11 protein-coding genes are annotated in these 11,492 nt (G+C 54.6%); 5 read left to right on the top strand and 6 right to left on the bottom strand.

The window, feature by feature from the left end:
- Nucleotides 1–81 precede the first annotated feature (81 nt).
- From ACLJRH_RS02590 to ACLJRH_RS02580, 3 genes are all read right to left on the bottom strand, one after another.
- Complete coding sequence (locus tag ACLJRH_RS02590) at nucleotides 82–663, bottom strand: Slp family lipoprotein (protein ID WP_000290594.1); 582 nt, start codon at nucleotides 661–663, stop codon at nucleotides 82–84.
- Between the two features lie 71 nt (nucleotides 664–734).
- The gene (tsaB, locus tag ACLJRH_RS02585) at nucleotides 735–1,430 is read right to left on the bottom strand and encodes a tRNA (adenosine(37)-N6)-threonylcarbamoyltransferase complex dimerization subunit type 1 TsaB (protein WP_001221014.1); all 696 of its coding nucleotides are present in this window, start codon (nucleotides 1,428–1,430) and stop codon (nucleotides 735–737) included.
- A gap of 57 nt (nucleotides 1,431–1,487) precedes the next feature.
- Nucleotides 1,488–3,398, bottom strand: a complete 1,911-nt coding sequence (locus ACLJRH_RS02580; protein WP_023223273.1) for an ATP-dependent DNA helicase — start codon at nucleotides 3,396–3,398, stop codon at nucleotides 1,488–1,490.
- A 130-nt stretch (nucleotides 3,399–3,528) separates the two neighbouring features.
- Between ACLJRH_RS02580 and ACLJRH_RS02575 the strand changes: the two genes are divergently transcribed.
- Nucleotides 3,529–3,873 carry a RidA family protein gene (locus ACLJRH_RS02575; RefSeq protein WP_000029550.1) on the top strand — a complete coding sequence of 115 codons (345 nt, stop codon included), beginning with the start codon at nucleotides 3,529–3,531 and terminating at the stop codon, nucleotides 3,871–3,873.
- Nucleotides 3,874–3,878: 5 nt separating this feature from the next.
- Here the strand turns inward: ACLJRH_RS02575 and ACLJRH_RS02570 are convergent, their stop codons facing one another.
- Nucleotides 3,879–4,058, bottom strand: coding sequence for a YoaH family protein (locus tag ACLJRH_RS02570; RefSeq protein WP_000457328.1), 180 nt, complete (start codon nucleotides 4,056–4,058; stop codon nucleotides 3,879–3,881).
- An 80-nt stretch (nucleotides 4,059–4,138) separates the two neighbouring features.
- Between ACLJRH_RS02570 and pabB the strand changes: the two genes are divergently transcribed.
- The 4 genes from pabB (at nucleotide 4,139) to ACLJRH_RS02550 (ending at nucleotide 9,452) form a co-directional block, all read left to right on the top strand.
- A complete protein-coding gene (pabB, locus tag ACLJRH_RS02565; RefSeq protein ID WP_072105298.1) occupies nucleotides 4,139–5,503 on the top strand; it encodes an aminodeoxychorismate synthase component 1 in 1,365 nt (454 codons plus the stop codon).
- Between the two features lie 3 nt (nucleotides 5,504–5,506).
- Nucleotides 5,507–6,085: a CoA pyrophosphatase gene (locus tag ACLJRH_RS02560; protein WP_001529327.1), complete on the top strand. Its 579-nt coding sequence runs from the start codon at nucleotides 5,507–5,509 to the stop codon at nucleotides 6,083–6,085.
- 263 nt (nucleotides 6,086–6,348) lie between these two features.
- A complete protein-coding gene (gene sdaA, locus ACLJRH_RS02555; protein ID WP_000624274.1) occupies nucleotides 6,349–7,713 on the top strand; it encodes an L-serine ammonia-lyase in 1,365 nt (454 codons plus the stop codon).
- 137 nt (nucleotides 7,714–7,850) lie between these two features.
- On the top strand, nucleotides 7,851–9,452 hold the full coding sequence (locus ACLJRH_RS02550) for an EAL domain-containing protein (RefSeq protein WP_023137469.1): 1,602 nt from the start codon (nucleotides 7,851–7,853) through the stop codon (nucleotides 9,450–9,452).
- A 21-nt stretch (nucleotides 9,453–9,473) separates the two neighbouring features.
- On the opposite strand, the gene yoaE is transcribed toward ACLJRH_RS02550, so the two are convergent.
- Nucleotides 9,474–11,033, bottom strand: coding sequence for a CNNM family cation transport protein YoaE (yoaE, locus tag ACLJRH_RS02545; RefSeq protein WP_000421815.1), 1,560 nt, complete (start codon nucleotides 11,031–11,033; stop codon nucleotides 9,474–9,476).
- Nucleotides 11,021–11,188 (bottom strand): protein YoaL, encoded by a 168-nt coding sequence (locus tag ACLJRH_RS02540; RefSeq protein ID WP_370739650.1) that lies wholly within the window; start codon nucleotides 11,186–11,188, stop codon nucleotides 11,021–11,023. The genes yoaE and ACLJRH_RS02540 overlap by 13 nt, the downstream gene beginning before the upstream one ends.
- Nucleotides 11,189–11,492: the final 304 nt, after the last annotated feature.

The raw sequence follows: 11,492 nt of genomic DNA, 5'->3' as shown, positions 1-11,492 counted from the left end.
TCACTATTTATTTTTATTATGTCTCTATGAATGCAGAAACAGCGGACCAGCCGCTGTTTCTTTTATTGATAAAACAAAGAGTTACTCTGTCACTATCGTCTGAACCTCTGCGGGTCCAGGGTTATACCATCCCCAACCGCCATAGCCATAAGGCCAGGCGCGTCCGCCGTAAAACCACGGATCGATCGGCTGTGGAGGCATGACAACCTGCTGAACAAGATGCCAGCGTTTATAGCCGGTAGCCTGCATCAGCATAAATTTATACGGCGTATTGCCGATTTTACCGTCAACCGTGCCAGTTATCGGGCCGACAACGGTAACTAACTGGCCACGGAAGTCCACCGGGTCCAGAAAACCGTTCACATCGGCAAAAATTCTGCCGCGCGAGGCTTCGCCCAGAACAGGACGCGCGCCGCTGTCGAGCGGTACGGTCGCGATTTCAAGCCGGGTTTTTCCCTGCTGATTTTGTACCGCCACAACTTTGCCGCCAAAACGCGCCTCTTGCCCGATATAGAGCTGCGGCGCATTCATCACCCGCACCAAATCCTGCTGCGGCGTCGGACTCGAACCTTTAATGGCATCCGGGATAGTCACGCAACCGCTCAGCATAAGCGCAAAAGCGCACGCCAGCGCCCCTTTTATTAACCGTTTTTGAACCGCCATGATGCGACTCCTTTTTCTCGACCTCTATTCCACCCCACAGCATAAAGTATGGGGGGTAATAGTAGTGAGAGTCATTCTTTGCCGGGAAGTTTCTTCCACGCCACTTCGTTACGCAAATAAACCGGCTCGGCATGTTCCACGGCAACGGTCTCTCCTGCCGCCAGCTTTTGACTGGCGATGGGCAACATATCTTCCGCTGCCGGGAGCGACACCTCCCCATCATGAAGCGTCAGGCCGCACTCCTTCGCCAGATCGGGCCACGCGGACCAACCCGTTCCTACCGTCGCCCACTCGCCGGAAAGCTGTTTCAACCGCTCGCCGACCCGTTCCGGTTTCAGCACCGCTTCCGTCTCTTCGCCCTGCCAGACGCCCTGCGCATCACGCTGGTATTCCGCCCAGTACACTTCGCCCATCCGCGCGTCAATCGCGGCGAGTACGCGGGTCGCGCCGGTTTTACGCCACGCGCCCTGCGCCATCGTGGCAAGCGTCGAAACACCGATCATCGGCAGATTTGCCCCTAACGCCAGCCCTTGCGCAATGCCAATGCCGATACGCACGCCGGTAAAGCTGCCCGGACCGCGCCCAAACGCCAGCGCATCTATCTCATTGAGCGAGGCGCCGCTGGCGGCCAGAATCTCCTGCACCATGGGCAGGATACGTTGAGTGTGTTCTCGTGGACAAAGCTCAAAGTGAGCATTGATAGTACCGTTGTTCCACAGGGCGACAGAACAGGCCTCTGTGGCGGTATCGATAGCCAGAATTCGCATGAGGTTTCGTGCTTAGATCAATAAAATAGCGCGCATCTTACCATACTCCGTAACAAATTACTCGGCGGATGGAATCGCAAGAAAGCGAACGGCACGGGCGATATCACGCGTGCGCGGCGCAGGAGGCAGGCTGGCGAGAAACGTGGCGCCATAGGGCCGCATCACCAGCCGGTTATCACAAATCACTAACACCCCGCGATCGTCCGCATCGCGAATCAGCCGCCCTACGCCCTGCTTCAGCGTAATCACCGCATCGGGCAGTTGAACCTCATCAAACGGATCGCCGCCGCGCAAACGACAGTCTTCCATTCGCGCTTTTAACAGCGGGTCGTCCGGGGAAGTAAACGGCAATTTGTCGATAATCACCAACGATAACGTATCGCCGCGCACGTCCACCCCTTCCCAGAAGCTGCTGGTGGCGACGAGCAGCGCGTTGCCCGCGCTAACAAATTGCTGTAACAGTTGGCCTTTACTGGTTTCCCCTTGCAACAATACTGGCAGCGTCATGGTGGCGCGAAACTGCTCCGCCAGATCGCGCATCATGGCGTGCGAGGTGCACAGCATAAAACATCGCCCGTTATTGGCCTCGATAATCGGCCTGAGCATGGCCGCCAACTGTCGCGCCGCGCCGGGCTGGTTGGTTTGCGGTAGGTTACGCGGTACGCAGAGTAACGCCTGGCGCGTATAGTCGAATGGGCTGGGCAGTAGCATGGATTCTGCCTGTTCAATTCCCAGACGGGCGGTAAAGTGGTGAAGATCATCATTTACCGACAACGTGGCCGAGGTAAAAATCCAGCTACCGGGCTTCTGTTCCATCACTTCTTTGAATTTGTCCGCCACGGTGAGCGGCGTCAGCGCCAGGGTGAAATGGCGCGAGGTGCACTCATACCAGTAGCTGTATCCCGGCTGATTGATCTCTTTTAAGCGTTTCAGCCGTGAACGGTATAGCGTGGCGCGTTCAAAAGCCGCATCCAGCAGCGCCGAACGGCCCAGCGACAGCTTCGCCACGTCGTAACAAAGCTCCAGCGTATCATCCAGCAGTAAAAATGCCCGTTGGATACGTGGGTCGGCTAACAGTTCACGCAAATTTCCCCGGTAGCCGGGCTCCCCCAGTTGCAGACGAAAATCCTGGGCGCTCTGGGCAAGGCGATCGGCGCATTTTTGCAACTGTTGAGTGTCTTTCAGTTCCGTCCGGTAGGCGATGGTGATGTCTTTTGCTAAATCCAGCAACTGACGGCTGGAGAGCGATTGTCCGAAATACTGGCTGGCGATGTCAGGCAGTTGGTGGGCTTCATCGAAGATCATTACTTCAGCCTGAGGGATAAGTTCGCCAAACCCGCTCTCTTTAACCACCATATCCGCAAGAAAAAGGTGGTGGTTTACAATCACCACATCCGCGTCCATCGCCTTTTTACGCGCTTTCACCACAAAGCACTCTTTGTAGAGCGGGCAATCGCTGCCAAGGCAGTTGTCGTTGGTACTGGTGACCAGCGGCCAGGCCTGGGAATCCTCCGCCACGCTGACGCAGGTGCTGATATCGCCATCCTGCGTCTGATTTGACCAGGAGCGCAGCAATATCACGTCGCTTAACGTTTGTACCGGTAAATCGCCGCCCGCCAGCGCTTGTTGTTCCAGACGCTCCAGGCAGAGGTAGTTTGAACGTCCTTTCAACAGGGCCGTCTTACCGGTAAACGCCAACGCTTTTGCTACCGTCGGCAGATCGCGGCTGTAGAGTTGATCCTGCAACGCTTTCGACCCGGTCGAAATAATGACTTTTTTCCTGGCGCGCAACGCCGGAGCGAGGTAAGCATAGGTCTTCCCGGTTCCGGTGCCGGCTTCAACAACCAAAGGCTGCGCATTTTCAATCGCTTGTGTTACGGCAACCGCCATTTGCCGCTGTGGTTCGCGCGGTTTAAAGCCAGTTATCGCTTTGGCCAGTTGGCCATCTGCTGCAAAATCGTCCGTCACACTGCCCCCTGTTAATTTGCACAGGGATTATGTCAGGGTAGAAAGGCTTACGCCAGTTACAGAGGTGACGGCGGCGCCACATTGTGGCAGTCTTGAACCATTCAAATGAAAAGCAAATGAGGAATAAGTAATGTCTATCGTGCGTATTGATGCCGAAGATCGTTGGTCTGATGTGGTGATCTACAATAATACGCTGTGGTATACCGGCGTGCCGGAAAACCTGGACGCCGATGCTTTTGAGCAAACGGCGAATACTCTGGCGCAAATTGATGCGGTGCTGGAAAAACAGGGCTCCAGTAAGTCACGTATTCTGGATGCCACTATTTTCCTGAGCGATAAAGCGGATTTTGCCGCCATGAATAAGGCGTGGGATGCGTGGGTCGTCGCAGGCCATGCGCCGGTACGCTGTACCGTACAGGCCGGGTTGATGAACCCGAAATATAAAGTTGAGATTAAGATTGTCGCGGCGGTATAAGCCGATTATTCGTCTTCATCCTCAAAACGCGCCACTATCCGTTCGCCGGTATGGTTGGCGCGAAGTTCGCCCGCCACCTGGGCAATCGCTTCTCCGCTGCTCATACCTTGCGACATCAATTCCTGGATACGTTCTACGGCTTTTTGCTGTTGTTCATGACTGAGTGAAGGTAAACCTGCAAACATGATTAACTCCTGCTAAATTGTTAGCGCTAATTATTTCACGCTACCCGGCGGTAAGCCAGTAGTGTTGTAACGAGTCAGGAATGATGAAGACGTTATCTCCCACTGTTATCACCTTACCCTGGCGTCCGGACGCCGCTGAACACTATTTTGCGCCCGTAAACCATTTGCCCTGGGCGATGCTGCTGCATTCAGGTGATGCTATTCATCCCTATAACCGTTTTGATATTCTGGTCGCCGATCCTGTCACCACACTGACCACGCGCGCGCAGGAAACCACGGTATGTACTGCGCGCACGTCCACCGTCACTCTCGACGATCCGTTACACGTTTTGCAGACTCAACTGGAGGCGCTGCCTTTTCATCCTCAGCCTGACCCTGACTTACCCTTTCAGGGCGGCGCGTTGGGTCTGTTTGGTTATGATTTAGGGCGGCGTTTCGAAATTCTGCCCGATACTGCCGCGCGCGATATCGTTTTACCCGATATGGCGATTGGCCTTTACGACTGGGCGCTGATTGTCGATCACCATAAACAGGTAGTGTCGCTGATAAGCTATCACGATGCAGACGCCCGATATCGCTGGCTCACCAGCCAGCTCGCGCCGACCCGCACGCCCTTCAGGCTTACCTCGGCCTGGCAATCCAATATGACGCGTTGCGAGTATGGCGAAAAGTTTCGTCAGGTGCAGGCCTGGCTGCACAGCGGGGACTGCTATCAGGTCAATCTTTCCCAGCGTTTTCAGGCGAGCTACGAGGGTGATGAATGGCAGGCTTTCGAACGCCTTAACCGCGCAAATCGCGCCCCGTTCAGCGCCTTTCTTCGTTTACATGACGGTGCCATATTGAGCCTTTCTCCCGAGCGTTTTATCCAACTGGAGAATGGTCATATTCAGACGCGCCCGATCAAAGGTACGCTTCCACGGCTTAACGATCCGCAGGCGGATCGTCAGCAAGCGCAGAAACTGGCAAACTCAATGAAAGATCGCGCTGAAAATTTGATGATCGTCGATTTGATGCGTAACGACATTGGCCGGGTCGCCGTGCCGGGTTCGGTGAAAGTGCCGGAACTGTTCGTCGTCGAACCATTTCCTGCCGTTCACCATCTGGTTAGCACCATTACCGCCCGTTTACCGGACTCGCTTCATGCCACCGACCTGCTGCGCGCGGCTTTCCCCGGCGGCTCCATTACCGGCGCGCCTAAAGTGCGGGCGATGGAAATTATCGACGAACTGGAGCCGCAGCGACGCAACGCCTGGTGCGGTAGCATCGGTTATCTGAGTTTCTGCGGCAAGATGGATACCAGTATTACTATCCGCACCGTCACGGCAACGCAGGGCCAACTCTATTGCTCAGCCGGCGGCGGTATCGTGGCCGATAGCAAGGAAGATGCGGAATATCAGGAAACTTTTGATAAAGTTAATCGTATCCTGCACCCACTGGAGAACTAATACGTGGATACCAGCCGTCTGACGCTCGATCATTTCTTATCGCGCTTTCAGCTTTTGCGCCCGCAGATAACTCATGAAACGTTAAACCAACGTCAGGCCGCCGTACTGATCCCTGTGGTTCGCCGCCCCCAGCCGGGGCTGCTGTTGACCCAGCGGGCTATTCATTTGCGCAAACACGCCGGACAGGTCGCCTTTCCCGGCGGGGCCGTGGACAGTACCGATGCTTCGCTTATCGCCGCAGCGCTTCGCGAAGCGCAGGAGGAAGTCGCCATCCCGCCGCAAGCCGTGGAAGTGATTGGCGTTTTACCGCCGGTAGACAGCGTGACCGGTTTTCAGGTCACCCCGGTGGTCGGCATTATTCCGCCAAACCTCCCCTGGCGCGCCAGTGAAGACGAAGTGTCTGCGGTGTTTGAAATGCCGCTGGCGCAAGCGTTGCAACTGGGTCGATATCATCCGCTTGATATTTACCGTCGCGGCAATTCGCACCGCGTATGGCTCTCCTGGTATGAGCATTATTTCGTCTGGGGCATGACCGCAAACATTCTTCGTGAGCTGGCGCTGCAAATCGGCGTAAAGCCCTGACTGTACACAACGCCATTCACGTTGCCTCAAGGCGGTAACAATCGCCTCCCCCAAAGAGGCAGCCTGAAGGGCAACGTGTATATACTTAACTTTACGCGCGCAAGACACGACTTGAGATTACTGTCGCAATATTAGTAAAAACGCGGTTATTCATTAGTTTAATTCATGTGAATAGTTAAGCTGATGCCAGCGTTCCCTCTTACACTATGCGCAGTTATAACATCGTAACCGGAAGCCCCGGTTGCCCTGTCAGGAGTATTATCGTGATTAGCCTATTCGACATGTTTAAGGTAGGGATTGGTCCCTCCTCTTCCCACACTGTTGGCCCGATGAAGGCCGGTAAACAGTTCGTCGATGACCTGGTCGAAAAAGGATTACTGGATAACGTTACCCGCGTCGCTGTCGATGTCTACGGCTCGCTGTCGCTGACGGGGAAAGGTCACCATACCGATATCGCCATTATTATGGGTCTGGCGGGTAATGAACCCGCTACCGTGGATATTGATAGTATCCCCGGTTTTATTCGCGACGTCGAAACGCGCGAGCGTCTGTTACTGGCCCAGGGACGTCACGAAGTCGACTTCCCGAAAGATGACGGAATGCGTTTTCACAACGGCAATTTGCCGCTGCATGAAAACGGGATGCAGATCCACGCCTGGCATGACGACACGGTCATTTATAGCAAGACGTACTATTCCATCGGCGGCGGCTTTATCGTTGATGAAGCGCATTTCGGCCAGGAAGCGACGAATGAGGTTACTGTACCTTATCCGTTTAAATCGGCGAAAGAAATGCTGGAGTATTGCAACAGCACCGGCCTTTCACTCTCCGGCATGGTGATGCAAAACGAACTGGCGTTGCATAGCAAGAAAGAGATTGAAGAGTATTTCGGTCACGTCTGGCAGACCATGCAGGCCTGTATTGATCGCGGTATGAATACCGAAGGCGTGCTGCCGGGGCCGCTGCGCGTACCGCGTCGCGCCTCCGCGCTGCGTCGTATGCTGGTTTCCAGCGATAAGCTTTCCAGCGATCCGATGAACGTCATTGACTGGGTGAACATGTTTGCTCTGGCGGTGAACGAAGAGAACGCCGCAGGCGGTCGCGTCGTGACGGCGCCAACCAACGGCGCGTGCGGCATCGTTCCTGCGGTACTGGCTTACTACGACCATTTTATTGAATCAGTCAGCCCGGATATTTACACCCGCTACTTCCTGGCGGCAGGCGCTATTGGCGCGCTGTATAAGATGAACGCGTCTATTTCCGGCGCGGAAGTCGGCTGTCAGGGTGAAGTCGGGGTCGCCTGTTCGATGGCGGCGGCAGGCCTTGCTGAACTGTTGGGCGCCAGCCCGGAACAGGTTTGCGTTGCCGCTGAAATCGGCATGGAGCATAACCTGGGGCTGACCTGCGACCCGGTTGCCGGTCAGGTGCAGGTGCCGTGTATCGAGCGTAACGCCATTGCTTCGGTTAAAGCGATTAACGCTGCGCGTATGGCCATGCGTCGAACCAGCGCGCCGCGCGTCTCGCTGGATAAAGTCATCGAAACGATGTACGAGACCGGAAAAGACATGAACGCCAAATACCGTGAAACGTCGCGCGGCGGGCTGGCCATTAAAGTCCAGTGTGATTAAACGCCGTTTCCCCTCCCTTCGCCCATCTGCTACGGATGGGCGAAATTTTTATCTCTTCCTCGTCGACTCCACGTTTCCCCACTACACTTGCTGTGTCGCGGTTGGCTTTTGTCGCCAACGCTTATTGGGCGGCCCGCATGCAAACAGCACAACGGATCATCAATCATTATCGCCGTAATCGTTTCATTGTTTGCACGATTTGTGCACTGGTCACGCTCATTCTTACGCTGAGCATCCGATTTATTTCGGAGCGGAACTTAAATCACCATCGCACGGTTGCATTCGCGAATCATGCCGTTGATGCGCTGGATAATGTGCTGCATCCTCTCCTGGTCGGACGAAACATACTGCTACCCTTACTTGAGCTTCCGTGCGCGACCGCGCATTTGCCGTTGCGTAAGCAAGCCGCCCGCCTGCAAACCATTCGTTCTATCGGGCTGGTAAAAGAGGGAATTCTCTACTGCTCAAGCATTTTTGGCGCCCGTAATACTCCCATACGCCAGCTTCAGCCCGATCTTCCCGCAGCTGGCGATCTGCTGCTACTTTCCACGGATCAATCGTTACTCAAGGGAAGCCCGATCCTCATTCAGTGGTATCCCGCCGCTGCCGATGGCCAGGATGGCGTGATGGAAATTGTGAATATTGGCTTGCTGACGACCATGCTACTTGAGCCGCAGCAGCCGCAAATTACCAGCGCCAGCCTGACGGTCGGCAAACGGCACCTGTTATATGGTCGGGGCGTGGTCGATACTCTTCCGGAATTAAAAAAAGATGAAGAGCGTTACCAGCTTTCATCGCGGCATTTCCCTTTTACTATCAGCGTCAGCGGGCCGTCGGCAGGCGTACTGGCGTTCAAACATCTCCCGACGCAGTTACCGCTGGCCGTATTGCTTAGCCTGTTGATCGGTTATATCGCCTGGCTGGCAACGGCCAGCAGAATGAGCTTTTCCTGGGAGATTAATCTGGCCCTTGCCGAACGGGAGTTTGAGCTATTTTGTCAGCCGTTGCTTAATGCCCGCACGCAGCAGTGTACCGGCGTTGAGATCCTGTTACGCTGGAACAACCCTCGCCAGGGCTGGATCTCACCGGATGTTTTTATTCCTATCGCCGAGGAGCATAACCTGATAGCGCCGCTGACCCGCTATGTGATTGCGGAAACCATTCGGCAGCGGCACTACTTCCCCATCAACCATCAGTTTCATATCGGCATCAATGTGGCGGCAAGCCATTTCCGACACGGCGTGCTTCTCAAAGATCTTAATCAGTACTGGTTTAGTGCGGAACCTGTTCAGCAACTGGTGCTGGAGCTCACGGAACGCGACGCGTTGCTTGACGTTGATTACCGCCTGATGCGCGAGCTGCATCGTAAAGGTGTCAAGTTAGCCATCGATGATTTTGGCACAGGAAACAGCTCGCTCTCCTGGCTGGAAAAACTGCGGCCGGATATTTTGAAAATCGATAAATCCTTCACCGCCGCCATCGGTACCGATGCGGTCAATTCGACGGTGACCGATATTATTATCGCGCTAGGGCAGAGACTGAATATTGAACTGGTGGCGGAAGGGGTCGAAAACCAGACGCAGGCACAGCATTTGCGCCAGCATGGCGTGCAAATGTTACAGGGCTATCTCTATGCGAAGCCGATGCCCATTAGCGAATTTCCACAGTGGCTGGCGGGCAGCGCGCCGCCGCCCGCCCGGCATAACGGACAGATTATGTCCGCGATGCCGCATCTATAGACTTGATTCCTGCGTGTGACGTTATTCCTCTTCGTCGTGGGCAGGCTGTTCTTTAACAATCCGAACCAGATCGACACGGTAGTCGTTGGCCTCGACAATGGTGATCCGCAGTGGCGGAACATCAATGACATCGCCTACACGAGGAATATGGCCATTAGCGGCGATCACTAACCCCGCGACCGTCGCAATATCGCCCTCTTCGTTCACCAGATGGTCAACTTCCAGCGCCTGCTGTAGCGCATGGAGATCGGTGCCGCCCTTCACTATCCAGCCCTCGGCATCGGCAACGATTTCCGGCGTTTCATCGGCATCCGGGAACTCACCGGCAATCGCTTCCAGCACATCCAGCGGCGTAACCAGCCCCTGCACCACGCCGAACTCGTTAGTGACGATAACGAAACTGCCGCGCGCGCGACGCAAAACGCCTAACAGATTGATAGGATCAAGCGTTTCCGGCACCACTATCGCCGGGGAAGAGGCGGCGATAGCCGCTACGTCCGCGCCCTCTTCCAGCGCCACCAGCAACTCTTTCGCGCGAACGATACCGATAATTTCATCCAGCTCGCCCCGACATACCGGGAACAGGCTATGCGGAGAAGAGAGTAACTGCTGACGGATTTCAGCTACGCTGAGATTCGCATCCACCCAACTAATTTCGCCTCGCGGCGTCATAATGCCGCGCAGGGAGCGCGACGCCAGAGTCAGTACGCCGTTAATCATGTAGCGTTCTTCTTCGGCGAAGGCGCCTTCCGACACCGATATCGCGGCTGGGCTATCCGTCTCATGTTGCGTACTCGCCTGGCGTTTACCGCCCATCAGACGCAGGATAGCGTCCGCAGTACGCGCGCGCAGCGGCAACGTGGACTGATGACGAATAAAGTTGCGGCGCGCAATCTGGTTAAACACCTCGATAACGATCGAGAAACCAATTGCCGCGTACAGGTAGCCTTTCGGAATATGGAAACCAAACCCTTCCGCCACCAGGCTCAGGCCGATCATCAGCAGGAAGCTCAGACAGAGCACCACCACCGTCGGATGCTGGTTGACAAAACGGGTCAGCGGTTTTGACGCCAGTAGCATCACCGCCATCGCAATCACCACCGCCGCCATCATAACCGGCAGATGGTTTACCATACCTACCGCCGTAATCACGGCGTCCAGCGAGAAGACCGCATCCAGGATGACAATCTGCGTGACTACCACCCAGAAGCTCGCATAGCCTTTACCGTGTCCGGTGTCATGCTCGCGGTTTTCCAGACGTTCATGCAGCTCGGTGGTCGCTTTAAACAACAGGAATATACCGCCCAGCAGCATAATTAAATCGCGGCCGGAGAAGGTAAAATCCCAGACGGTAAAGAGCGGCTTTGTTAAGGTCACCAGCCACGAAATAATGGACAGCAGCGCCAGACGCATAATCAGCGCCAGCGAGAGCCCGATAAGACGCGCTTTGTCACGCTGCTTTGGCGGCAATTTATCGGCGAGGATCGCGATAAAGACCAGGTTATCGATACCCAGGACAATTTCCAGGACGACGAGCGTGAGTAAACCCACCCAAATTGAGGGATCCATTAATAATTCCATGACAAGCTCCTGCTTAAGGAATGACTAAACGGCGCCCACAACATCTCAAAGGATGCAGGCGGTAACGCAATAAACAAAGTAAGGCTATGGCAAGATATGCCAGATTGACAGGCGCAAAACGGCCAAAGAGTGAAATGACGTCGGTGACGATCCATACAACGGGCTGCTGCCCTATACCCCATTCTAATTAAACGGAAGCTAAACATAACAGAGACAACTGGTTTTTGGCAAAGATTTACCTTCCTTTGCAAAGAGATGTAACCGGGATATTTTACACTTCGAAATTTCTCATTATCGAAAACAAAATTACGGATCTCCATCACACAAAATATTTTTTTCGATATCTAAAATAATTCACGAAAATCATGCGTTTTTCGTTGTAACCCTCATCTGAATCGATTCGCTTGCGGACGGCGATTCAAAAAATACATCTGTCAAGTTGATGTGTTGACAATAATA

The organism is Salmonella sp. SAL04162, assembly GCF_046551535.1.
GTDB classification, from domain to species: Bacteria; Pseudomonadota; Gammaproteobacteria; order Enterobacterales; family Enterobacteriaceae; genus Salmonella; species Salmonella enterica.
Note: the sequence above shows the minus strand (reverse complement) of the source record. Positions and strands in the feature narration are given on the sequence as shown.

What these genes read in the sequence shown, in the direction of transcription:
- ACLJRH_RS02590 (WP_000290594.1), bottom strand. Translation starts at nt 663, where the DNA reads ATGGCGGTTCAAAAACGGTTAATAAAAGGGGCGCTGGCGTGCGCTTTT.
- tsaB (WP_001221014.1), bottom strand. Translation starts at nt 1,430, where the DNA reads ATGCGAATTCTGGCTATCGATACCGCCACAGAGGCCTGTTCTGTCGCC.
- ACLJRH_RS02575 (WP_000029550.1), top strand. Translation starts at nt 3,529, where the DNA reads ATGTCTATCGTGCGTATTGATGCCGAAGATCGTTGGTCTGATGTGGTG.
- ACLJRH_RS02570 (WP_000457328.1), bottom strand. Translation starts at nt 4,058, where the DNA reads ATGTTTGCAGGTTTACCTTCACTCAGTCATGAACAACAGCAAAAAGCC.
- pabB (WP_072105298.1), top strand. Translation starts at nt 4,139, where the DNA reads ATGATGAAGACGTTATCTCCCACTGTTATCACCTTACCCTGGCGTCCG.
- ACLJRH_RS02550 (WP_023137469.1), top strand. Translation starts at nt 7,851, where the DNA reads ATGCAAACAGCACAACGGATCATCAATCATTATCGCCGTAATCGTTTC.
- yoaE (WP_000421815.1), bottom strand. Translation starts at nt 11,033, where the DNA reads ATGGAATTATTAATGGATCCCTCAATTTGGGTGGGTTTACTCACGCTC.
- ACLJRH_RS02540 (WP_370739650.1), bottom strand. Translation starts at nt 11,188, where the DNA reads ATGGATCGTCACCGACGTCATTTCACTCTTTGGCCGTTTTGCGCCTGT.